The organism is Muricoccus roseus (genome assembly GCF_900141905.1).
Taxonomy (GTDB): Bacteria; Pseudomonadota; Alphaproteobacteria; order Acetobacterales; family Acetobacteraceae; genus Roseomonas; species Roseomonas rosea.
In genome coordinates, this window is sequence record NZ_FQZF01000004.1 from 1 (window position 1) to 22,831 (window position 22,831).

The 22,831-nt window shown below is 70.8% G+C and carries 22 protein-coding genes; 6 read left to right on the forward strand and 16 right to left on the reverse strand.

Going from position 1 to position 22,831, the window contains the following annotated elements; genetic code table 11:
- On the forward strand, positions 1–183 hold a 183-nt coding region (locus BUB97_RS03740; RefSeq protein WP_175562552.1), incomplete at its 5' end, for a transposase.
- 141 nt (positions 184–324) lie between these two features.
- Here BUB97_RS03740 and BUB97_RS03745 read toward each other — a convergent pair.
- On the reverse strand, positions 325–1,281 hold the full coding sequence (locus BUB97_RS03745; protein ID WP_277614020.1) for an SDR family NAD(P)-dependent oxidoreductase: 957 nt from the start codon (positions 1,279–1,281) through the stop codon (positions 325–327).
- A 286-nt stretch (positions 1,282–1,567) separates the two neighbouring features.
- On the opposite strand from BUB97_RS03745, the gene BUB97_RS03750 reads away from it, so the two are divergent.
- The gene (locus BUB97_RS03750) at positions 1,568–2,134 is read left to right on the forward strand and encodes a DNA-3-methyladenine glycosylase (RefSeq protein WP_245818185.1); all 567 of its coding nucleotides are present in this window, start codon (positions 1,568–1,570) and stop codon (positions 2,132–2,134) included.
- A gap of 328 nt (positions 2,135–2,462) precedes the next feature.
- On the opposite strand, the gene BUB97_RS03755 is transcribed toward BUB97_RS03750, so the two are convergent.
- The 7 genes from BUB97_RS03755 to BUB97_RS03785 form a co-directional block, all read right to left on the reverse strand.
- Positions 2,463–2,957 carry a GAF domain-containing protein gene (locus BUB97_RS03755; RefSeq protein ID WP_073131651.1) on the reverse strand — a complete coding sequence of 165 codons (495 nt, stop codon included), beginning with the start codon at positions 2,955–2,957 and terminating at the stop codon, positions 2,463–2,465.
- Positions 2,950–3,894, reverse strand: coding sequence for a branched-chain amino acid ABC transporter permease (locus tag BUB97_RS03760; protein WP_073131653.1), 945 nt, complete (start codon positions 3,892–3,894; stop codon positions 2,950–2,952). Before BUB97_RS03760 ends, BUB97_RS03755 begins: the two co-directional genes overlap by 8 nt.
- Before the next feature lies 1 nt (position 3,895).
- On the reverse strand, positions 3,896–4,762 hold the full coding sequence (locus tag BUB97_RS03765) for a branched-chain amino acid ABC transporter permease (protein WP_245818186.1): 867 nt from the start codon (positions 4,760–4,762) through the stop codon (positions 3,896–3,898).
- 4 nt (positions 4,763–4,766) lie between these two features.
- Positions 4,767–5,978 (reverse strand): ABC transporter substrate-binding protein, encoded by a 1,212-nt coding sequence (locus tag BUB97_RS03770; RefSeq protein WP_073131655.1) that lies wholly within the window; start codon positions 5,976–5,978, stop codon positions 4,767–4,769.
- A 31-nt stretch (positions 5,979–6,009) separates the two neighbouring features.
- A complete protein-coding gene (locus BUB97_RS03775; RefSeq protein WP_073131657.1) occupies positions 6,010–6,717 on the reverse strand; it encodes an ABC transporter ATP-binding protein in 708 nt (235 codons plus the stop codon).
- Positions 6,705–7,475: an ABC transporter ATP-binding protein gene (locus BUB97_RS03780; RefSeq protein WP_073131659.1), complete on the reverse strand. Its 771-nt coding sequence runs from the start codon at positions 7,473–7,475 to the stop codon at positions 6,705–6,707. The genes BUB97_RS03775 and BUB97_RS03780 overlap by 13 nt, the downstream gene beginning before the upstream one ends.
- 78 nt (positions 7,476–7,553) lie before the next feature.
- Positions 7,554–9,257, reverse strand: coding sequence for a class I SAM-dependent methyltransferase (locus BUB97_RS03785; protein WP_073131661.1), 1,704 nt, complete (start codon positions 9,255–9,257; stop codon positions 7,554–7,556).
- Between the two features lie 166 nt (positions 9,258–9,423).
- On the opposite strand from BUB97_RS03785, the gene BUB97_RS03790 reads away from it, so the two are divergent.
- From BUB97_RS03790 to BUB97_RS03800, 3 genes are read left to right on the forward strand one after another with little or no spacing between them, the layout of a single operon-like run.
- Positions 9,424–10,086 (forward strand): LbetaH domain-containing protein, encoded by a 663-nt coding sequence (locus tag BUB97_RS03790; RefSeq protein ID WP_073131663.1) that lies wholly within the window; start codon positions 9,424–9,426, stop codon positions 10,084–10,086.
- Positions 10,087–10,118: 32 nt separating this feature from the next.
- Positions 10,119–11,570: an alkaline phosphatase family protein gene (locus tag BUB97_RS03795; RefSeq protein ID WP_073131665.1), complete on the forward strand. Its 1,452-nt coding sequence runs from the start codon at positions 10,119–10,121 to the stop codon at positions 11,568–11,570.
- Positions 11,567–12,109 carry a GNAT family N-acetyltransferase gene (locus BUB97_RS03800; RefSeq protein ID WP_073131667.1) on the forward strand — a complete coding sequence of 181 codons (543 nt, stop codon included), beginning with the start codon at positions 11,567–11,569 and terminating at the stop codon, positions 12,107–12,109. The genes BUB97_RS03795 and BUB97_RS03800 overlap by 4 nt, the downstream gene beginning before the upstream one ends.
- Before the next feature lie 91 nt (positions 12,110–12,200).
- Here BUB97_RS03800 and BUB97_RS03805 read toward each other — a convergent pair whose 3' ends face one another.
- The 8 genes from BUB97_RS03805 to BUB97_RS03840 all read right to left on the reverse strand — a co-directional run bounded on the left by BUB97_RS03805 (position 12,201) and on the right by BUB97_RS03840 (position 21,622).
- Positions 12,201–13,091: an ABC transporter permease gene (locus BUB97_RS03805; protein ID WP_086061879.1), complete on the reverse strand. Its 891-nt coding sequence runs from the start codon at positions 13,089–13,091 to the stop codon at positions 12,201–12,203.
- Positions 13,091–14,026: an ABC transporter permease gene (locus BUB97_RS03810; protein WP_073131669.1), complete on the reverse strand. Its 936-nt coding sequence runs from the start codon at positions 14,024–14,026 to the stop codon at positions 13,091–13,093. Before BUB97_RS03810 ends, BUB97_RS03805 begins: the two co-directional genes overlap by 1 nt.
- The gene (locus BUB97_RS03815) at positions 14,026–15,072 is read right to left on the reverse strand and encodes an ABC transporter ATP-binding protein (RefSeq protein ID WP_086061881.1); all 1,047 of its coding nucleotides are present in this window, start codon (positions 15,070–15,072) and stop codon (positions 14,026–14,028) included. The genes BUB97_RS03810 and BUB97_RS03815 overlap by 1 nt, the downstream gene beginning before the upstream one ends.
- A complete protein-coding gene (locus tag BUB97_RS03820; RefSeq protein WP_073131671.1) occupies positions 15,069–16,049 on the reverse strand; it encodes an ABC transporter ATP-binding protein in 981 nt (326 codons plus the stop codon). The genes BUB97_RS03815 and BUB97_RS03820 overlap by 4 nt, the downstream gene beginning before the upstream one ends.
- A complete protein-coding gene (locus tag BUB97_RS03825; RefSeq protein WP_073131673.1) occupies positions 16,049–17,680 on the reverse strand; it encodes an ABC transporter substrate-binding protein in 1,632 nt (543 codons plus the stop codon). The genes BUB97_RS03820 and BUB97_RS03825 overlap by 1 nt, the downstream gene beginning before the upstream one ends.
- 5 nt (positions 17,681–17,685) lie before the next feature.
- Positions 17,686–19,308, reverse strand: coding sequence for an ABC transporter substrate-binding protein (locus BUB97_RS03830; RefSeq protein ID WP_073131675.1), 1,623 nt, complete (start codon positions 19,306–19,308; stop codon positions 17,686–17,688).
- Positions 19,308–20,855: a phosphoric/sulfuric ester hydrolase PehA gene (gene pehA, locus BUB97_RS03835; protein ID WP_073131677.1), complete on the reverse strand. Its 1,548-nt coding sequence runs from the start codon at positions 20,853–20,855 to the stop codon at positions 19,308–19,310. The genes BUB97_RS03830 and pehA overlap by 1 nt, the downstream gene beginning before the upstream one ends.
- Before the next feature lie 113 nt (positions 20,856–20,968).
- Positions 20,969–21,622 carry a glutathione S-transferase family protein gene (locus BUB97_RS03840; protein ID WP_073131679.1) on the reverse strand — a complete coding sequence of 218 codons (654 nt, stop codon included), beginning with the start codon at positions 21,620–21,622 and terminating at the stop codon, positions 20,969–20,971.
- A gap of 187 nt (positions 21,623–21,809) precedes the next feature.
- Between BUB97_RS03840 and BUB97_RS03845 the strand changes: the two genes are divergently transcribed.
- Positions 21,810–22,802: a cyclase family protein gene (locus BUB97_RS03845; RefSeq protein ID WP_073131681.1), complete on the forward strand. Its 993-nt coding sequence runs from the start codon at positions 21,810–21,812 to the stop codon at positions 22,800–22,802.
- Positions 22,803–22,831: the final 29 nt, after the last annotated feature.

Here is a 22,831-nt window from a genome sequence, read left to right on the forward strand (position 1 = left end):
CACGAGAGCCATGCCCTGTCCCAGAAACACCGCAAGCGCATCGAGGAGGCTTTCGGCTGGGCCAAGACCGTCGGCGGCATGGCCCAGACCGTCTATCGTCGCATCGAACGCGTGCGATCCCGCTTCATCCTGACGATGGTCGCCAACAACCTGGCCCGACTGCCCCGGCTGCTGGCAGCATGAAGCCGAAAACCGGCATCCGGCGTCCATGCCGCTCGTAGGAACGGGCCGGACGCGCAAAGCCGCTGGTCCCTCCGACGGGAAAACGCTCCAGAACGCCGAGTAATTCAGCGACCTGTTAGGAGGATCCCCTCCGGGGCGGACCTATTTCGAGGCCGGGCCAGGCGGGCCGGGCGGGGTGATGGATTCGAGGATGCGGGCCGCGCTGGTCAGCCCGGCATCGGCCATGCGCAGCGGCAGTGTCGCTAAGTCGATCGAGAGGCCGGCCATGGAGGTCATGGCGGCGAGCGGGGCGCCGCCGCTCTCCGGCCGTTCGCGCCAGCCGCCGCTGACGGCGCGGCCGTCCCGCATCGGCTCGAACAGGGCGCCTGGGGTGTCGCCGCTTGGCTCCCCCGAGAGGAAGCCGGTGTGCAGCGCGCGCCCGGTGAGCCAGGCGGTGAAGCCGGGGGCGAACTGCTTCTGGGCGCTGGCGATCTTGCCGAAACCGCCGACGATCACCTCGGCCCGTGGCTGGCGGACGAGATCCACCACCGTCTGGGCCACCTCCTCCGCCGTATAGACCGGCGGGGCCGCGCGCACCTGGCGCCCGCTGTAGTTGGCGGCGTGCTGGAAGAAGGGCGTGTCGATCACCGATGGGAGCACGGTGCAGACCTGGATGCCGGGCTGGTCCAGCACCTCCTGCCGAAGGGCCTCGGAAAAGCCGCGGATGGCGAACTTGCTGGTGGCGTAGGCGGAGCCGTCCGGCTTGGCGGTGCAGCCGACGATGGAGGCATTCTGGATCAGCGTGCCACGCCCCTGGGCCCGGAACTGGCGGATGGCCACCCGGGCACCGTGCATGCAGCCGAACAGGTTGGTTTCAATGACGTGCCGCCAGGCCTCGGAGGGGATGGATTCGAGGCGTCCGAACACGCCGACGCCGGCATTGTTGAACCACACGTCGATCCGGCCGAAGTGTTCGATGGCGCGGCGGCCGAGCGCTTCCACCTCCTCCTCCCGCGTCACGTCGGTCGGCACGGCCAGGGCGGTGCCACCCAGCGCCTCGCATTCGCGCGCAGCATCCGCGAGCATCTCCGCCCGGCGGGCGGCCAGGACGAGAGGGATGCGCCGAGGCGGGCGAAGGCCTGGGCGGTGGCCCGGCCGATGCCGCTGGACGCGCCTGTGATGACGATGACGGTGGAGCCGGCGGACTGGGGCATGGGGGAGAGGTCCTTGCTGCGCGGAGCGGCGCCGGGGCGCGTGGACGCATGATCCCTGGGCGGGGTGGCTCCGACGAGCGAACGAGATGCGCGCCGGTCTGGTTGCCCGGCTGGGATGACGTGTGCCGGGCCGGGCTGTATCGGAACGGGGCCGGCCCCGCTCCGTCCCTTGCCCGATCATCGAGGTTCCGTTGGATCTGCTGCCCGAACCGTTCTTCCAGCGTGCCGCCCCCGACGTGGCCCGGGACCTGATCGGCGTGACGCTGCTGGTGGACGGTGTCGGCGGCGTGGTGGTCGAGACCGAGGCTTATGACCGGGAGGACCCGGCTTCCCACAGCTTCCGGGGTCCCACGCCGCGCAATGCGGCGATGTTCGGGCCCGCGGGGCATGCCTATGTCTACCGTTCCTACGGGCTGCACTGGTGCCTCAATCTCGTCTGCGGGGCCGGGGCCACGGGAAGCGCGGTGCTGATCCGCGCGCTGGAACCCGTCGCGGGCCTCGAGGCGATGCGGGAGCGGCGCGGGGTGGCGGAGGCGCGGCTCCTTTGCAGCGGGCCGGGGCGGCTCAGCCAGGCCCTGGGCGTGACGCGCTTGCTGGACGGGCAGCCGCTGGACCGCGCGCCCTTCGCGCTCCGGCCGGCCGCGCGCCCGGTCCCGGTCGTCGCCGGGCCGCGCATCGGCATCACGCGCGGGGCGGAGACGCCCTGGCGCTTCGGGCTGGAGGGCTCGGCCTTCCTCAGCCGCCCCTTTCCACGCTGAGGCGGAAGGGGCGGTTAGGTCGTTCTGCTGGGGGCTGGCTGGTCCGGGGAGGGCACCGCCCTCACCCGCCAAGGGCCTGAGGCCCTTGGAACGCCGTCTGACTGCCGTGGATACGATGATCGAAGGGGTCTCTGGTGGGCGGGTGCTTTTCCTGCCTTTGCAGGCGCCCCGGGTTCATGACCCGAGGCGCACCGTCAGCCGAGTGACTCCGACTCGAAGAAAAAGATGATGGTCGAAGGCACTGCCTTCGATGGGGTCCGGGGAGAGGAAAAATTCCTTCTTCCTTTCCCGGGACGGACGGACAGATCAGAACAAGAGCTCGACCGGATCAGTCCTTCTCAGCCAGCACGAGCGGCAGCAGCCGGCTGGCGAGGAGGCGGAGGGCGGGGAAGTCCGCTTCGCTGAACCGGTCCCCGGCATGGGACATGTTCATGGTGGCCTGGGACTGCCCGGCGAAGAGCACGGGGATGTTCACCATGCCGCCGATGCCGAGGCTGAGGATCAGCTCGTGGTCCGCGAAGACCCGGCGGATGTCCTCGGGGCTGTGGCAGATCAGGGGCTGGCCGCGGTCCAGCACCTGCTCGCCCCAGGGCGTGCCCTGCTTCTTCTTGCGCCCGCCCACGGGATAGGCGGCAGGATTGGAGGAGTAGACGCGCTCCACCTCCATGGTGGCGTGGATGGAGCGGGTGACGGTGAAGAGCCAGTGGTCGAAGGCGCGCTTGGCCAGGGCGTCGATGGCGGCATAGGCCACCGCCGGATCGCTCTCCGCGATGATTGCGTCGATGCGGGCGATGTCGTCCAGCGTGATGGCGGCATCAGGCATGGGTGGGCGATTCCTTGGCGGCGGCGCCCGGCTGGCGCGGGATCAGCGGGTGGGAATGGGCTTCGGGCACCAGCCCCTGGGTGCGGAAGCGCAGCAGGACGATCAGCGCGCCGCTGACGATGATCTCGCGCAGCGCCGCGCCCTGGACGGCCGAGAGGCCGGGCAGGAGCGGGATGATGAAGCGGGTGGATTCGAGGAAGGCGACGACGAGCACGGCGCCGATCACGGCGCCGCGGTTGTTGCCCACCCCGCCCGCCAGCAGCGAGAGCTTGATGTAGAGGGTGAGCAGCGGAACGAAGATTTCGGGCGCGATATAGGAGGTGTAGTGGCCGTAGAGCGCGCCGGCGAGGCCGAGGGCGGCGCAGCCGATGGCGAAGGCCTGCACCTTGTAGGCGATGACCCACTTTCCCGCGACGGCGGCCACCTGGTCGTCGTCGCGGATGGCGCGCAGCACGCGGCCGAAGGGGGAATAGCTCAGCCGCTCGAAGGCGAAGAACACGGCCGTGACCAGGGCGGCGACGAGGATGAGGAAGAAGAGGTTGAAGCCGACCGGGCCCAGATCGGCCCGGAAGGGGCCGGGGATGCCGGAGATGCCGTCGGTGCCGTTGGTCAGCCAGACCTCGTTGCTGGCGATGACGCGCAGCGCCTCGGCGAAGCCCAGGGTGACGATGGCGAGATAGTCGCCGCGCAACCGCGCTGTGATGAGCGCGACCAGCACGCCCACCAGCGCCCCCATGCCCGCGCCGGCGACGACGCCGAGGAGGATGGGCAGGCCGAGCTTGGTGGTCAGCAGGGCGGAGGTGTAGGCACCGACCGCGAAGAAGCCGACCAGGCCGAGATTGACCAGCCCGGCCATGCCCCAGATGACGTTCAGCCCGAGCGCCATCAGGGCGTAGATGCCCGCCGACACCCCCATGGCGATGAGGTAGTTCTCCATCCTAGTAGGCCCGCTGCCCAAGGATGCCGCGGGGCCGCAGAATGAGGACCAGCAGAATCGCGAGGAAGCCGATGACGCTGCGGTAGGAGGGGGAGAGGAAGAGCAGCGACAGCTCCTCCCCGATGCCGACGGTCAGGGCACCCACCACGGCGCCGGGGATGGAACCGAGCCCCCCCACCACCGCGGCAGCGAAGACCGAGAGCATGGCGCGGAAGCCGGTGAGGGGGTCGATGCTGGTATCGAGCCCGATCAGCATGCCGCCCACCCCGGCCAGACCCATGCCGGCGAAGGAGACGATCCGCGCGATGCGGGCGGCATCGATGCCCTTGATATCGGCGAGGGAGGGATTGTCGGCCACCGCGCGCATGGCCTTGCCGGTGCGGGTGAAGGAGAGAAAGGCGAAGACGACGGCCATGACGACGACCGAGATCGCCAGGTTCTCCACCTGCTGCGGCCCGATGCGCAGGTCGCCGAAGCGCCAGTCCCGCTGCATCGGCAGGTCATAGCCGTTCAGTGAGTTGCCGAAGATGAAGCGCACCACGTTCTCCAGCGCGATGGTGAGGGCGATGGAGCCGATGGCCGTGGTGATGAAGCCGGCGGAGCGGAAGGGCTTGAGCACGAACTCGTCGCTGAGAAGCCCGACGAGCCCCGCCACCAGGAATGCGCAGAACAGCGCGGGCACTACGGAGAAGCCGAGCTGCGTGTTGGCCACGTAGCCCGCGAAGGCGCCGATGGTGGCGTGGGAGGCGAGGGAGAAGTTGGGGAAGCGCAGAACGGCATAGATGGCCGTGAGGCCGATGGCCGGCACCGCGAGGATGGCGCCGGCCATGATGCCGTTGATGAGGAGCTGGGGGATCTCGGACAGCACCCGCTTACGCGACCTTCAGGAAGCGGAAGGCGCCGTTCTCGACAATCTGGTAGCGAAACTTGCAGTCCACGATGTCGCCGATCTCGGTGAAGTCGCAGGGGCCGCTCGCGCCCTCGTAGTTGATCTCCTTGCCCTCGCCGAGCAGGCGCAGGCCCTCCACGGCGGTGTAGACCTTGGTGCCCTCGCCCTGGGCGATCTTGCGGACATTCTCCCGCAGGGCGGTGCCCGTCGCCTCCCGCCCCTTTGCGATGGTCAGGGCGACGAGGCTGATCCAGTCCGTCGCCTGCGCCTCGTAGGAATCTACCCCGGTGCCGAGGCGCTTCTTTGCGGCCTCGAAGGCCGGGCTGTCGACGTCGGAGGAGGGCTGGACGGTATAGACCTTCTCGGTGACCTCCCTCGGCAGCGATTCCAGCGCCTTGTCGGTCACGGAATAGGATTGGGCGAAGCGGGGCCCTTCGAAGCCCGCGCGGTAGAGCTCGCGCAGCAGGATGGTGACATCGGGAGTGTAGCCGTTGAGGTAAATGAGGTCCGGGCGGGTGCGCAGCGCCTGGTCCACCTCGGAGCGGTAGCTCGTCTTGTCCTTCTCGTAGAGAAGGGCGCCCGTCATTTGCGCGCCCTTCTGCGCCAGGACCTCCCGCACCCGGTTCTGGGTGGGCATGGCGAAGGGCGACTGCAGCGACATCACGAAGACCTTCTTCGCGCCCGTGCCCGCGATGAACTCGGCATGCTTGCCGGCCTGGAGGTGGTTGTTGGGCTGGGTGCGGATCAGATAGCCCTGGTGCGGCAGCTGGGTGATGGAATCCGCGCCGGAGACGGTGGTGAGGAAGGTCTTGCTCTCCCAGCAGACCGGCGCCACGGCGGCGGTGACGGCCGAGGCCCAGGTGCCCATGATGACCGGCACCTTGTCCACGTCGATGAGCTTGCGGGCGGCGCGCACCGCGCCTTCGGGGTTGGTCTGGTCATCCTCCACGGCGAATTCGATGCGGCGGCCAAGCAGCCCGCCGGCCGCGTTGATCTCCTCGCCCACCGCCTGCATGGCCTTGAGCATGCGCGGGCCGTCGAAGCCGCCGGCGCCGGTGAGGGGGGTGAGGATGCCCAGCCGCAGCGGCGCTCCCGCGCTTGTCCCCTGGGCTCGCGAAACGGCTGGGGCCGCGAGGGCCGTCATGCCCGCGAGGAGCGCGGTGCGGCGGGGCAGCAGAGGCGTGGATCCGGTCATGCTCGGGACTCCCGTTGAATGCTGCGGCGGCTCACCCGCCCAGGAAGATGCGTCGGATTTCCGGATCGGCCGCCAGCTCGCGCGCGATGCCGTCGGAGCGGTTGCGGCCATCCACCAGGATGTAGGCGCGGTGAGCGATCTCGAGCGCGTCATTGGCGTTCTGCTCGACCAGTGCGATGGCGACGCCGTCACGGTTGATCGCCTGGATCTCGGCGAAGAGCCCTTGGGCCGCTACGGGAGAGAGGCCGGCCGAGGGCTCGTCCAGCAGCAGCACCGCGGGTTCCACCATCAGCGCCATGCCCATAGCGAGGATCTGGCGTTCGCCGCCCGAAAGCGTGCGCGCGGCCTGGCGGCGTTTCCGGCCAAGCACGGGGAAGCGCTCCATTACCCCGTCCAGGCGCCGCGCGGCCGCGGCAGGGTCCGCATAGCCGCCCATCTCCAGGTTCTCGCGCACGGTCATGGAGGGAAAGACATTGTGCTCCTGCGGGACATAGGCGATGCCGAGCTTCGTCACCTCGCGCGGGCGCAGGCCGGCGATGGGGCGGTCCTTCAGCAGGATGGAGCCGGCGGAGGGCCTGAGCAGCCCGGCGACGGCCTTCAGCAACGTGGACTTGCCGGCGCCGTTCGGGCCGACGATGCAGACGATCTCGCCCGGGTCCACCCGGAAATCGAGCCCCTTGAGGATCTGGTCGGCGGCGGAATAGCCGGCGACCACGCCGGAGACGGTCAGGAGGCCCATCGCGGCCGCCCCATATAGGCTTCCTGCACCGTGGCATTCGCCGCCACCTCGGCGAAGGTCCCTTCGGTGAGGTGGCGGCCTTCCGCCATGACGATCACGTGGTCGCAGAGCCGCGCGATGGTGTCCATCTGGTGCTCGATCAGCAGCAGGCTGATGCCCTCGGCCACGATCTCGCGCAGGCGCTCCCCGATCTCGCGCGTCAGGCTGGGGTTCACGCCGGCGCAGGGCTCGTCCAGCAGGATGAGCTTTGGCGCGGTCATCAGCGCGCGGCCGATCTCCAGCAGCTTTTTCTGCCCGCCGGAGAGGGCGGAGGCCTTGTTGTCCAGCACCTGGGTCAGGCGAAGACGGGCGGCGATGGCCTCGGCGCGCGCCTGCAGCTCCTCCTCCCGCGCCAGGGCGGCGCGGGTGCGGAGCAGGGCGGTGAGCACGCCTTCCCCGGGCTGGTGCGCGCCGTAAAGAAGCAGGTTCTCCCGCACCGTCAGGCGCGGGCAGCCGCGGGCGATCTGGAAGGTGCGGACGAGGCCGCGCGTGCTGATGCGATCCGGCCGCCAGCCGGTGATGTCCTCGCCATCGAAGACCACACGCCCGGTGCTGGGCGGCACCACCCCGGTGATGCAGTTGAACAGCGTGGTCTTGCCGGCGCCGTTCGGGCCGATCAGCCCGGTGATCCGGCCGGCCTCCACCGACAGCTCCACGCCGTTGAGGGCGTGCACGCCGTAGAAGGAACGGGTCACGCCGCGAACCTCGAGCAGCGGCATGGTCCACCATCGCCCTCGCAGTGCAGCAGAGAGATTGGATAAAATAGTTAAAGCCTGTCAATGGGCCGTTTCGGCGCCTTATCGGTTCAGGCGGCGGGACACGAAGCTCAGGGCCGGGGCGCAGACCGGGTCGCCGCCGGGATGCAGCAAGGCCTGGGTGGGCAGTCCGAGGGCGGCGAGCTGGTCCAGGAGGTCGGCGCCGAAATCGGTGTAGACGAGGGAGCGGCCGCCCGCGCCGTCCCCGTGATAGACCTCGGGCAGCAGGTGCACGTCCTCCTCGCCGGACACGTCCACCCGCGCGACCGAATGCGGCGGCATCGGCGCGACGAGCGGGATGGAGAAGACGTGCAGGCCGCCGGGCTTCAGGATGCGGCGGATTTCCGCCCAGGCCCGTTCGGGCCGGCGCACATGCTCCATGATGTCGGAGCTGACGACGAGGTCGAAGCTCTCATCCGCGAAGCTGGTCGCGGTCAGGTCCTGGCACTCCACGCCCTCCCACATCTCGCCGCTGGGAATGCCGGGGCGGAAGGTGGAGACGGCATACCGTTGGGCGCGGGAGAGATAGGGGCGGAGCGGACCGGACTGCCCGGGCTCGAACACCGCCTTGTCCGCGAGCCAGCCGGATTCCGCGAGCGCCTTCATCGTGGGATGCAGGCCGCCGGCAAGGCTGGCGAGCAGCGCCGATGCCTGGGAGCGATAGCGCAAGGTGGCGCGGCAGGACCCGCAGGCGAAGGTTTCCCGCAGCAGCCGGTGCGTGCGGCGGAAGCGCCCATGCCAGCCACAGACCGAGCAGGTTTCCTCCACCTCGTGCCGCGGATAGGCCGCGAGGCGCGGCGGCGGCTCGGTGGCCGGCCAGCCGGCGAGGGGCTCGTCGATGATCATGTTGCCGCCGCTGCCGCCGCGCTGGACGACCTGGCCGGGACGGTCCGAGTGCAGGGCGATGCGGCAGTCCCGCGCCCCCGCGCCGCCATTCAGCTGCAGCGGGGCGCAGCGGCGCGCGTGCAGATCCAGCGTGATGCCGCGGCAGTTGCTGAGCAGGACGGCGACATCGTCCATCTCCTCCGCCACCACATGGGCGGTGGCACCCCCCACCACCCGTTCCGCGCTGCCCATGATGGCAAGGCCGCGGAAGCTCTGCGTGGCCTCCAACGCGATGTCGTGGCCAGCTTCCGCCTCGCCGGGCTGGAGGGTGACGGCATTGCCCGAGACCTCGGCCGCGCGCAGGCGCAGCGTGCCGCCGCCGCCGGTGAGCGTGACGCCGGCCGAGCGGGCGCGGCGGCCGATGCCGGAAAGGATCAGCGCCGCATCGAGATTCGTGCAGGCGGAGAAGCTGGCGCCCTGGAGGCCCAGTTCCGCGAGCAGGATGTCGCGCAGGTAAAGCTCCGCGCAGCCCTTGGCCTCCAGCCCCGCGCCTTCGGCCTCGGTGAGCAGCAGGTCCTCCAGCCGGACGCGCGCGGGGCCGCGCAGCTCCAGCAGGGGGCGGGCGCGGTGCCCGCGGCTGGTCAGGCCCAAGCCGCGCAGGCTGCCGCCGCCAGCCCCGGCGCCCAGGATCAGCGACGCCTCTCCGGCCAGGGTGAGCACCGGGCGGGGGCCCGGGGCGGCCCGCAGATGCAGGGGCCGGTCCAGGCGCAGGGCCTCGCCGAGCGTGAAGGAGGTTCCGATCTCCACCACCGAGCCAGGCTCCGCGCTGGCCAGGGCGAGGCGGAGCGCCTCGGCGTCCCGCACCGCCAGGGGCTTCGTCTCCTCGGCATCGGGCGGGGCTGGATGGGCGGAGGAGGCCATGGTCGTCCTGGATACGGGAAAGGCCCGGCCGCCCGGGGCGCGGCAGACTAGGTGGGGCGGTTGCGGGTGACAAATCGGGGTGCCGACCCGTCACCAATCCTTCCCCGAAGCGTCACCGAGGCGAGCGGGCGAATCATCCGGATGTGTCAGAGGGTCCGCGCCCATCATGGACACTCATCCCGATACCCTGACCGCCCATCCCGACAGCGCCGGGAAGGCGCTGGGAGAGGCTCCCTTCCTGCATGACGGCGCGCGGGTGCGCGACAGCCATTTCGGCCGCTGGTGCGAGGTGGGCGCGCGCAGCCGCGTGGCGGAGAGCCGCTTCGGTGACTATGCCTATGTCGCGAATGACAGCGACATCATGCACACCGATGTCGGCCCTTTCTGCTCCATCGCCGCGCAGGTGCGGATCAACCCGGGCAACCATCCGCTGGAGCGCGTGGCGCTCAACCACTTCACCTACCGCTCCTCCGCCTATGGCATGGGCGACGACGATGCGGCGTTCTTCGAATGGCGGCGCGAGCACAAGGTGGTGCTGGGGCCCGATGTATGGATCGGGCACGGGGCGGTGATCCTGCCCGGCGTCACGATCGGAACCGGCGCCGCGATAGGGGCCGGCGCGGTGGTTTCGAAGGACGTGCCGGACTTCGCCATCGTCGTCGGCGTGCCGGGGCGGGTGCTGCGCTACCGCTTCTCGCCCGAGATCATCGCGGCGCTGCACCGCATCGCCTGGTGGAACTGGCCGCATGAGCGGCTGGGCGAGGCGCTGCGGGATTTCCGCAGCCTGAGCGCCGAGGATTTCTGCGCGAAGCACGACCCGGCGCGCTGACGCCTCCATCCCGACCCCGCGGAGCGGAATCCATGCCTCACCCCCAGGCCAGCCGCGTGCTGATCGTGCTGTTCGACGGCCTGCGGCCGGACCTCGTCACGCCCGACCGCATGCCGGCGCTCTCGGCCTTCCTGGCCGATGCCCGGCGCTTCACGGAGGCGTCCTCGGTCTTTCCCTCGCTCACCCGGGTCTGCGCGACCACCATCGCAACGGGCCAGCCGCCGGCGGTGAGCGGCATCATCCAGAATGCCTTCCCCGATGCCGCGGCGCAGGAGGGGCGTTTCCTGAACACGGCCTCGGCCGAGGACATGCGGCGCGCGGCGCGGCATCACGGACCGGGCTTCGTGGCCACGCCCCGCTTCGCCGATGCCCTGGCCGCCGCGGGGCGACGCTTCGCCCTGGTGCATAGCGGCTCGGCCGGCGGCGCCTATCTGCTCGATCCCCGCGCGCGGGCGAATGGCTCGGCGGTGATGAGCCTGGCCGGGCGCGAGGCGAGCGAGACGCCGGAGTTGTGGGACGCGGTGACGGCGCGGATCGGCGCACCGCCCGTGGCGGCGGACAAGGTGCCGCTGATGGATTACGCCGGAAAGGCCATGGCGGAGGTGGTGCTACCCGAGCTGCGGCCGGATGTCGCCCTGCTCTGGCTGACGGAGCCGGACTGGTCCTTCCACTACAGCGGCATGGACACGCCGGCGACCCGTGCGGCGCTGCGCGCTTCCGACGATGCCTTCGCGCGGGTGCTCGCCGCGGCCGCGGCCCTGCCGCAGGCGGAGAGGATGGCGGTCATCGCCATGTCCGACCACGGCCATGTCGGCACGACGGAGCCCTTCGATCTGGTGGGCGAGCTCGATGCACTCGGCTTTCAGGGCACGCTGGACCGGCCGGGCGAGGATCTCTCGATCGCGGCGGGGACGCTCTGCTGGCTCTGGCCCTCGGTGGCGGATGCCGTGCGCCTGGGGCGGCTGGTGGCGGCGCTGCGGGAGAAGGCGTGGTGCGGCGCCCTGCTGGCGGCGGGCGGGAACGGCATCGAAGGCCCCTGGCCCGGCACCTTCGACCTGGCGTTGCTGAATGTGGAGCACCCGCGCTCGGCGCCGCTGCTGCTGGGCATGCGGGGCGGGCCGGAGCCGGACCGCTGGGGCCTGGCGGGCAACAGCCCCATCGTGGGCAAGGACTTCCCGCTGGGCGGCGGCATGCATGGCGGGCTGCACCGGCAGGAGATGGCGAACCTGATCGCGCTGCGGATGGCGGGGGTGGAGGCCGGGGAGGATGCGGCGCCGGTGGGGCTGATCGACATCGCGCCCACGCTGCTGTCGCTGCTGGGCGTGGCCCCGACGGCGCCGATGGCCGGGCGGTCCGTGCTGGCTGGCGAGGCACCGCGTGAGCGCCGGGTGCTGGAGACGGGCGCGGGCGACTACCGCCAGCGGATCGTCCTGGCGGGCGAGGGGCGCGGCGCCATTATCCGGGATGGCGGGCGGGTGGGGTGATCCCAGCGGGCCTTCTCATCCGGCCCTGCCGGCCGGAGGACCGGCCTGCGCTGGTCGAGCAGTTCCTCGCCCTCAACCGCTACGAGGAACCCTTGGCGCGCAATCGCCGGACCGACCTGGCGGGGGCGGAGGAATCGCTCGACGCCGCGCTGGAGCGCGTGGAGCGCACCGGCGGCGCAGCCCTGATCGCCGAATGGCGGGGCGCCGTGGCTGGCCACCTCTTCCTCACTTTCGAGGAGGACGCGGCCTATGTCCGCGCGGTCCGCGCGGCGCTGCGCCCCTACGCCTATATCTCCGAGCTGTTTGTGCGGGAGGAGGCGCGGCGCCGGGGAATTGGCCGTGCCCTGCTCGCGGAGGCGGAGCGGTTGGCGGCGGCGCGCGGCGTGCCGCGGCTGATGATCGGGGTTCTGGCGGGGAACGCCGAGGCTGCGGCGCTGTACCGCCGCTTCGGGTTCCGGGATTACGCGGTCGAGATGAGGAAGGCGGTTCCATCTGGGGACGACCCTGCCCCTCCCGTGAGCCTTCCGACGGAACGCTGAGCCCCTGAAGCTGCCGAATGTTCAGGCGGCGCGCCGAGCGCCAACGCGGCCCGGGCAGGGCTGGAGGGAAGCCGCGCTTCCCTCCAGGGTCTTACCGCAGCGTCGGGTCCAGCCGGTCCCGCAGCCAGTCGCCCAGCAGGCTGACCGAGAGCGTGGTCAGCACGATCACCGATGAGGGCGCCAGCAGGATCCAGGGCGCGCGGGTCAGGTATTCGCGCCCGTAGCCGACCATGTTGCCCAGCGAGGTCATGGGCGGCTGCACGCCGAGGCCGAGGAAGGAGAGGCCGCTTTCCAGCAGGATGATCTCGGGGAAGGCGAGGGTCATCGAGACGATGAGGGTGGACGCGATGTTCGGCAGGACGTGGCGGCCATAGACGCGCCAGGGCGAGGCGCCGAGCTGCCGCACCGCCGCCGCATAGCCCTGCGCCCCGGCCGAAACGGCAAGGCCGCGGGCGATGCGGGCGTAGCGTTCCCAGCCATGCAGCCCGAGGAGGCAGATGAAAAGCGGCAGCGAGTTGCCGAAGAAGGCCAGCACCGATAGCGCCAGGATGAGGAAGGGCATGGCGGCCTGGAAGTCCACCAGCGCCAGCACCGCCTGTTCCACCATCCCGCGGAAATGCGCGGCGAGGAAGCCGAGGGAGACGCCGAGCACGGCACCGATCGTGGTCGCGCCGAAGGCGATCAGCAGGCTCATGCGGATGGACTGGATGAGGCGGGAGAGCACGTCGCGCCCCAGCTCGTCCGTGCCCAGCGGATGCACCCATTCCCCGCCCAGGCCGATAGGTGGTGTGAGGCGGTTCCGCAGGTCCAGCGCTGTGTAGGAATAGGGGCTGACGAGGTCCGCCGCGAGGGCGGTGAGGAGCATCATCGCCAGCCAGGCGATGGCGAAGACCACGAGGGCCGGCATGCGGGCCTGCTTGCGGGCGGGCGGGGCGGCGGTGGCGGATGCCGCCGGCGCCGAGTTCAGGGTGATGTCGGACATCAGGCGCTGGCTCCCTTCGGCGCCACGCGCAGGCGCGGGTCCAGGGCACCGTACAGCAGGTCGACGATCAGGTTGGCGGTCACCATGGTGGCCGCGACGAGAAGCAGGATGCACTGCACCACCGCCAGGTCGCGGTTCGCCACCGCCACCACCAGCAGCCGGCCCACGCCGGGCCAGGAGAAGACGCTTTCCACCACCACCGCGCCCGCGAGCAGGCTGCCCACCATGAAGCCGACGATGGTGACGGTGGGGATGGCCGCGTTGGGCAGGGCATGGCGCCGCACGGCCACATGCCAGGGCACGCCCTTGGCCAGCGCCGTGCGCATGTAGGGTTGGCCGAGCACTTCCAGCATGGCGGAGCGGGTGAAGCGTGCCAGCACGGCGGCGCCTCCGATGCCCAGCGTGATCACGGGCAGGATCGCATGCCGCCAGCTCTCCTGCCCGCCCGAGGGCAGCCAGCCCAGCGTGACGGCGAAGACCAGCACCAGCACGAGACCGAGCACGAAGGATGGCACGGTGAAGCCCGCCACGGCCAGCAGCATCACCGCGCGGTCGGCGAAGGAGTTGCGGTGAAGTGCGGCATAGACGCCGGCCGGGATGCCCAGGCCGATCTTGATCAGCAGGGCGGGAAGGGTGAGGGCCAGGGTGGCGGGAATGCGCTCGGCCACCAGTTCGATGGCCGGGCGGCCGTCGCGCATGGACTGGCCGAGGTCGCCCCGGAAGATCGCGGCGAAGTAGCGGACATACTGCTCCCAGAGCGGGTCATCGAGGCCCCAGGCGCGGCGGAAGGCGGCGATGGCCTCCGGCGGCGCGTCGGCGGACATGATGAGAAGCGCAGGATCGCCGGAGAGGCGGAGCACGACGAAGGCGAAGGTGACGACCAGCGCGAGGGTCAGCAGCGCGCGGGCCAGGCGCAGCCCGAGAAAGCGGAGCATCAGGCGGCCTCGCGCGTGGGCAGGGGTTGGGAGATGGCGGTGGGCACCGCGCCTTCGTTCGGCGCCACCTCGCCATGGGCCACATGGCAGGCCACCAGGCGGCCATCGCTGGCGCGCCGCTTCAGGGCCGGAACCTCGCGCGCGCAGAGGGCGGCGGCGAGGGCGCAGCGCGGGTGGAAGGCGCAGCCGGGCGGGCGGGCGGCGGGGTTGGGCGGGTCGCCCCGCAGCACGATACGGCCGCCCTTGCGGCCGGGATGCGGGATGGCGGAGACGAGGGCCTGGGCATAGGGATGCGCGGGGGCGTGCAGCACGTCGTCGGGCTCGCCCTCCTCCACCACCCGGCCGAGATACATGACCGCGACACGGTGGCTCATCTGCCGCACCGCGCGCAGGTCGTGCGAGATGAAGAGCATGGAGATGCCGGTGCGGGCCTGGACCTCGGAAAGGAGGTTCATGACCTGGGCCTGGATGGACACGTCCAGCGCGCTGATCGGTTCGTCGCAGACCAGCAGGTCCGGGCCCGTGGCGAGGGCGCGGGCGAGGACGGCGCGCTGGCGCTGGCCGCCGGAGAGCTCATGCGGATAGCGCGCCGCATGGTCGGGGCGCAGCCCGACATCGCGGAGCAGCGCCTCGACCCGCCTGGGACGGTCGGCGCGGGTGCCGATGCCGTGGATCTCCAGCGGTTCGGCGACCTGCGTGCCGATGTCGAGGCGGCGGTCGAGGGCACCGAGCGGGTCCTGGTAGACCATCGCCATGCGCGCGCGCAGGCGGCGCCATTCCGGCGAGGCGGGATGCGGCATCTGCTCGTTGCGGAAGGCGACTCCACCGGCATCGGGCACCTCCAGCCCCAGCACCATGCGGCCGGTGGTGGACTTGCCGCAGCCGGATTCCCCCACCAGGCCGAGCGTGCGGCCGCGATGCAGGGTGAGGGAGACCCCATCCACCGCGCGCACCTCCACCGGGCGGCCGAAGAAGCCCTGGCGCATGGTGTAGCGGCGGACAAGGCCCTGGGCGTGCAGCAGCGGCTCGGGCGCAGGGTCGATCATGCCGGGATCAGCTCCGGGTTGTGCGCGGGCTCGATGGGCCGGATGCAGGCGGCGCGGTGGCCGGGCGCCACGGTCATCAGCGCGGGGGGCGCGGCGTCGCAGGCCGCGACATGGCGCGGGCAGCGCGGGGCGAAGGGGCAGCCGGGCGGCATGGCCCAGGGCTCCGGCACGCCGCCGGGGATGGCGGCCAAGGGCCGGCGCGGGCCATCGATGGGCGGCAGGGCGGCAAGCAGCCCGGCGGCATAGGGATGCGCGGGGGCGGCGAAGAGGTCGGCCGCGGCCGTCTCCTCGACGATCCGGCCGGCATACATGACGCAGACCCGCTCGCAGGTCTCCGCCACGACGCCGAGGTCGTGGGAGATGAGGACGAGGGCCATGCCGGTGTCGCGCCGGATCTCGGCGAGCAATTCGAGGATCTGCGCCTGGATGGTCACGTCCAGCGCGGTGGTGGGCTCGTCGGCCACCAGAAGCTCCGGTTGGCCGGCGAGGGCCATGGCGATCATCACGCGCTGGTTCTGCCCGCCCGAGAGTTCATGCGGATAGGCATCCAGGCGGCGGCGCGCATCGGGCATGCCCACGCGGTCCAGCAGGCGGCGCGCCTCCTCGCGCGCGGCATTGCCCGCCATGCCGCGATGCAGGCGCAGCGCCTCGGTGATCTGGCGGCCGATGCGGTGGACGGGGTTCAGGCTGCTGGCGGGATCCTGGAAGATCATCGCCACGCGGCCGCCGCGCACCTCGTCCAGCACGGAAGGGGCGGCGTGCAGGATCTCCTGCCCGTCCAGCCGCACGCTGCCACCCACCTTCGCCTTGCCCGGCAGGAGCCCGAGGGCGGCGAGCCAGGTGACGGACTTACCGCAGCCGGACTCCCCCACCAGCGCCACGGCTTCCCCCCGCCCGATGGCGAGATCCACGCCGCGCAGGGCGGGAATGCCGTCGAAGGCGGCGGTGAGGCCGCGGATCTCGACCAGCGGGTGCATCAGGCGCCCCAGTTGCGGGCGGAGAAGTCCATGAAGAAGGACTGCCCGGCCTTCCAGGGAAGGTCCCGGCGCTTGGCGGTGAAGTTCAGAGTCTGGTGCAGCACCGTGTAGGCGGGGTCCTCGCGCTCGGCGATCTCGAGCATGCGGCGGAAGGCGCGGCGGCGCTCCTCGCGGTCCATGGAGCCCTCCAGCACCGCGGAGAGCCGGCCGAACTCCTCGTTGCGCCACTCGCCGATCTGCCATTGCTGCCCTTCCGGACCGTGCTGGGCGGTGAGGGAGGCGACGGGGTCGTTGAAGGAGGCGGAGTTGGACCAGTCCCGCACGCCGCGCCCGGCGGGCGTGCCCGCGCCGGCGTTGGAGAGAACCTGCGGGAAGTTCTCCTTCATCTCGATCACCACGTTCAGCCCGACCGCGCGCCAGCCTTCCAGCAGGATTTGCGCGGTGGGGACCTGGGCGGTGTAGTAGTTGTTGAGCAGGCGATAGGGGATCGGCTCGCCCCGGTAGTTCGCCTCGCGCAGCAGGCGGCGGGCCTCGGCGGGGTCGAAGCGCGGGGCTTCCCAGCCCTCCACCAGCATGGGGCCGTAATAGGCGAATTGCAGCCCCGGCGGGACCGGCGCGCGGCCGCCCCAGAGGGCATCCACGATGGCCTTGCGGTCGACCGCATGGGTGAAGGCGCGGCGGATGCCGGCGTCGCGCAGGCTGGGGTGCGACTTGTCGAACACCGTCAGCCGGTGGTTCATGATCGGGCCGCCCACCACCTCATGCCGGGCGGAGCGGTCCAGCGCATCGGTCTGGTCGGGCGGGATGTCGCAGGCGAAGTCCGCCTCGCCGGAGAGCAGCGCGTTGATGCGGCCGGAGACCTCGGGCACCTCGATGAAGCGGATCTGGCGCAGCGGCGGGCGGCCGCGCCAGTGCTCGTCATGCGCGACGAGGGTGAGGGACTGGTCCGGGCGGAACTCGGCCACCTTGTAGGGGCCGGTGCCCACGGGCTTGCGCGCCCAGTCCAGCCAGGAATTCGCGGCCTCGAAGCCGGCCTGCGAGAGCACCATGCCGGTGGTGCGGGACAGCCGTCCCTCCAGCGCCGGATCGGGGATGCGGTTGACGAAGCGCACGGTGCGCGCATCCACCACCTCGATCCGCTCGAAGCCCGGATAGGTGCGGCGGGCGATGGCGGCGGCCTCGGGCGGCGGCTCCTTGCCGCCCGTGCGGCCGGGGACGTTGCCGAAGAGGTTGCGGGCCGCGGCCGGGTCCGCGCCCCACATGCGCTGCGGGCCGAAGGAAAAGGCGACATCCTCGGCCGTCATCTCTCGCCCGTCATGGAAGCGGACGCCGGGGCGGAGTGTAAATTCCAGCGTGCGGTCGTCCACCCGGCGCCATTCGGTGGCCAGGCCGGGTTGAAGGGTGAGGTCGCCGAGCCAGTCCTGCTCGATCAGCGCCTCGCCATAGGACCCACCATGGCGGGCGCCGACATTCGACTGCTCGCGCAGGGTTTCCAGCGTGTTCGTGTTGGCGATCTTCTGGACCGCCACGGTCACGGAGGGGCGCTGGTCGGCCTGCGCGATGGCGAAGCGGGGCAGGGCGAGAACCGCGCCGGCGGAGGCCAGCGCGGTGCGACGGGAGAGGACCGGCATCGGGGTCAGCCCCAGTTGCCCTGGCGAAAATCCATGGCGAAGGCCGGAGCCGCCCGCCACTTGATGTCGCGCCGCTTGGCGGTGAAGGTCGCGTTCTGGTGCAGCACGGTGTAGGCCGGGTCCTCGCGCTCGGCGATCTCCAGCATCCGGCGGAAGGCCTGCTTGCGGCGGGCGCGGTCCGTGCCCGTCTCCAGCTCCACGGAGAGGCGGTTCAGCTCGTCATTGCTGTACTCGCCCACCTGCTGCTGCTGCCCGTTCGGGCCATGCTGCGCGACGAGCGAGGATACGGGGTCGTTGAAGGGCGCGGAGTTGGACCAGTCGCGCACGGCGCGGCTGTCGCCGCGCTCGAGGATCTGGGACCAGTTCTCCTTCATGTCGATGGAGACGTTCAGCCCGACCTGGCGCCACATCTCCACCAGGATCTGCGCGGTGGGGGTCTGGTTCGTGTAGTAGTTGTTCAGCAGGCGGTAGGGGATGGGGTCGCCCTTGTAGTTCGCCTCGCGCAGCAGGCGCCGGGCCTCGGCCTGGTCGAACTTCGGCACCTCCCAGTCCTGCACATACATCTCGCCGTAGTATTCGAACTGCAGGCCGCGGGGGATGACGGTCCGGCCGCCCCAGAGGCTGTCCACGATCGCCTTGCGGTCGATGGCATGGGTGAAGGCGCGGCGCACGCGCGGGTCGCGCAGGGCGGCGTGGTTCTTGTCGAAGCAGGTCAGGCGGTGGTTCAGGATGGTGCCGCCCTGCACCTCATAGGCGCGCTCGCGCTCGATGCCCGCGATCTGGTCCGGCGGGATGTCGCAGGCGAACTGCACCTCGCCCGTGCGCAGCGCGTTGACGCGGGCGGAAACCTCGGGGACCTCCAGGAAGCGGATCTGGCGCAGCGGCGGGCGGCCGCCCCAGTACTCGTCATGCGAGACGAGGGTGAGGGAGTGGTCCGGGCGGAACTCCACCACCTTGTAGGGACCGGTGAGGACGGGCTTGCGCGCCCAGTCGAACCAGCCATTGGCCTCCTGATAGGCGCGGCGGGAGATGATCTCGCTGCCGAAGCGGGAGAGGCGGCCTTCCAGCGTCACGTCGGGGGTGGCGTTGTGGAAGCGCACGGTGCGGGCATCCACGATCTCCACCCGCTCCAGCGCGGGCCAGGAGCGGCGGGCGACGCCCGTGACCTCCGCCGGCAGCTCGCGCTGGGCGGGGGAGGGGATGATGTCGCCGCGCACGGAGATGGTACGGCCCTGGGCGGTGGGCTGGGTGTCGCCGAACATGCGCTCGCGGCCGAAGGAGAAGGCCACGTCCTCGGCCGTCATCACGTCGCCATTGTGGAAGCGCACGCCCTCGCGCAGCGTCAGCTCCACCACGCTGTCGCTGATGCGCCGCCACTCCGTGGCGAGCATCGGGACGGTCTTGAGCTCGTTCAGCCAGTCACGGCCGATCAGCCCCTCCCAGAGGGAGGAGAAGAAGATCCGCTCGCCCACGTTGGACTGCTCGCGCAGCACCTCCAGCGTGTTGGAGTTGGAGATCTTCTGGACGGCGATGTTGATGGAGGGGCGCTGGTCGGACTGGCCGATGGCGAAGCGCGGCAGCGACGCCGCGGCGGCGGCGCCGAGCAGGAGGGGACGGCGGGACAGCATCACGGGTTACGCTCCTCAAGGCCTTTGGGGGTGGCGCGGAAATGGGTGAGCGTGCGTTCGGCATGGCGCATGCGGTGGGAGAGGGCGCGCTGGGCGTAATCGCGCACCACGCCGGCATGGGCGGGGCTGTTCGCCAGGTTGTGGAACCCGTGCGGGTCCGTCTCCAGGTCGAAGAGGAGCGGCGGCAGGGCGGCGAAATGCACGTATTTCCAACGCTCGTCCTGCACGACGCAGAGCGAGCAGTCGTCCATGTGCAGGCCCAGGTCGTCCTCCGGGCGGGAATAGAAGACGTCACGGAAGTCGTATTCGTAGAAGAGGTGGTCGCGCCAATCCGCGGGCCTCTCTCCGGCCACCAGCGGCAGCAGGGAATGGCCATCCGCGTTGCGCGGCGTCTCGCCGCCCAGCCATTCCAGGATGGTCGGCATCACGTCCACGCTCTCGGTGAAGGCGTCCTCGATGCGGCCGGCGGTGCCGGCGGGTGCATCGGGGTCCTTGATCACCAGCGGGATGCGGAAGCTCTCGTCATGGTAGCCGACCTTGCCGAGCAGGTAGTGGTCGCCCAGCTGCTCGCCATGGTCGGAGGTGAAGATGACCAGCGTGTCCTTCCACTGGTTCGTCTCGTCCAGATGCGCGATGACCTGGCCAAGCGCGGCATCCACCTCCGAGATCATGCCGGAATAGGTGGCGCGCATCTGGGCGATGGCGCCTGCATCCAGCTCCGTCGCGGCACCGCCGGCACCGTGGAAGAAGGAGCCCTGGCTGATGCCGCGCAGGTAGAAATCGAGGAGCGGGTGCTGCCCGGCCTCTTCCTTCCAGGTGTCGCGCCGGTGCAGCGCGGGCATGTCCTCCGGCCGGTACATGGCGTGGTAGGGCGCAGGGGCGATGAAGGGCGGGTGCGGGCGGTAATAGCCGAGATGCAGGAACCAGGGCTTGCCGTTGCGGCCCTTCAGATAGGTCAGCGCGCGCTCGGTGAAGTAGGCCGTGTCGGAGAACTCGGCGGGGATGCGGCTGGGGCGGCTGGTTACGCCGGGCAGGCTGTCCTCGCCTTCGGGCAGCCAGATATCCTCGCGGTTCGGCGGAAGTTCGTAGCCCTTCTGCGCCAGCCAGCCGAAATACCCGTCCATCGTCGGCTCGAAGGCGCCCACGGCGCGGAAGCCGTCCATCAGGTCGCCCAGCGTGGTGAAGCGCGGGTCGCGCTCGCCCGTCGTGCGCGGGTCGGGGGTGGTGGTGGTGTAGCCGATCAGCGCCGGGTCGTAGCCGATACGCCGCAGCTCCTTCGCCAGGTTGGTGTGCCGCGCATCCAGCGGCACGGTGTTCTGCACCGCCCGGTGATTCATCAGGTACAGGCCGGTCAGCAGGCTCGCGCGCGCCGGGCCGCAGGGCACGGTGTTGGTGACGTGATTGCGGAAGGTCACGCCCTCGCGGCAGAGCCGGTCGAGGTTCGGCGTCTTCAGGAAGCCGGCGCCGAGGGCGGGGACGAAGTCGGCGCGCCACTGGTCGACGACGACCAGCAGCACGTTGCGTGGGGAGCTGGAGGAGGAGGGCATGCTGTCCGCGAAAAGGTCCGAAGGCGGCGGACCCTTAGTGCGCGGGCGCTACAGCATGGTGTCAGCCCTGTTGCCGGCTGATGACACCGGGGTGGTGGCCGGGGCGTGGCGTCTCAGGAGAGAGGCATGCCGAGATGGCGCTGGAAGGCCGGGCGCCCGGCCAGGCGGTCATGCCAGAGGCGCAGGGCAGGCAGTTCCGGGCGGCCCTCCACCGGCATGGCGAACCAGCGGCGGACATAGGAGCCGAGCACGATGTCGGCGAGGGTGAAGTCCGTCCCCTCCAGATAGCCCTGGCCCCCGGCGAGATGCGCATCCACCACGGCCCAGGCCGCGCCGGTCGCCTTGGCGGCGGCGTTGATGGCGGCCCAGTCCTGCTCCGCCGGCGGTGTGCGCACCAGGCCCCAGAAGAGCGGGCGCTCGGCCGGCTGCATGGTGGAAAGCGTCCAGTCCATCCAGCGTTCCACCCGCGCGCGGTCCGCGGCGCCGGTGGGGTAGAGAAGGCGGGCTTCGGAATCCGGGGTCCGCTCGATCTCCCGCAGCGCGAGGTAGCGGAGGATGCTGTTCGATTCCCACAGCACCACGTCCCCGTCCACCAGGGTCGGCACCCGCCCGTTCGGATTCAACGCGCGGTATTCGGGGGAGTCCACCACGCCGAACTGCATGCCGGCATCGAGGCGTTCGAAGGGCAGGCCCAGCTCGTCGCAGCCCCACAGCACCTTCTGCACATTGACCGAATTGGACCGACCCCAGATGCGCAGCTGTCCCAAGGTGTCTCACTCCCATCCCTCATGCCGCGCGGCGGAATGCGCAAGCGGTTTTGATCGCGCAAGGGTCAATTCAACGCCCCGGCAGGGCGGGATGGTGTAGGCCCGCGCCCATTCCTCCCGTCATGCTGGGCCCTGGCCGCCCGAAGCCATGCATCATGGCCGGAGAGCGCGCCGGGAGGAATGCCAGATGACCATCTTATCGCGCCGCAAGACCCTGTTCGGCACGGCCTGCCTCGCCTGTGCCGGGATGCACGGGCTGTTCGCCTCCGCCGTGCAGGCCCAGGAGGCGCAGCGCTGGTCGCCGCCGGCCGCGGCCGATCGCTGCCCCTCGCGCTGGGGCGCGGCCGACCGCCGCGGCTCCATGAACCTGATGACGCCCGAACGCGCCAAGCGCGCCGCGCAACTCATCCGCACGGGCGAGATCGTGGAATGCGGGCAGACCCTGGCCCAGACCATGCCCTTCTTCGGCACGCGCCGCTTCGACGTGCATCTCAAGCGCACCTTCATGAACCCCGAGCCGAACCGCCGCGGTTCCAACGAGGAGCTGGTGGTGGCGGAGATCGCGCAGGTGGGCACGCAGCTCGACGCCTTCCCACACCAGACCATTGGGGATGAGGGCTACAACTGCGTCAACATCCCGCGCATCTCCAGCCGCAACGGCTTCACCGAGATGGGCGTGGACCGCGTGGGCACGATCTTCACGCGCGGCGTGCTGATCGATGTCGCGGCGCTGAAGGGCGTGGCGACCCTGCCCGACACCTATGAGATCACCCCGGCGGATCTGGAGCAGGCGCTGGCCCGGCAGAACACGCGGATCGAGGAGGGGGATGCCGTCCTCATCCACACGGGCTGGGGGCTGCTCTGGGCCCGCGACAACGCACGCTACGTCGCCTCCTGCCCCGGGCTGGGCGTGGCGGCCGCGGAATGGATCATCCGCCAGAACCCGATGCTGATGGGCTCGGACAACTGGCCGGTGGAATGCGCGCCCTCCAAGACCATGCCCGATGCAAGCCTGCCGGTGCATCAGCTGGCCCTGGCCGTGCACGGCGTTCACCTGCTGGAGAACATGAAGCTGGATGTGCTGGCGCAGCGGCGGCAATACGAGTTCGCCTTCGCCGTGCAGCCGCTGAAGATCCAGGGCGGCACGGGTTCCACCGTCGCGCCCTCGGCCCTCTTCTAGCGCCAACCCGCCCGAAGGGCGCCCCGGGG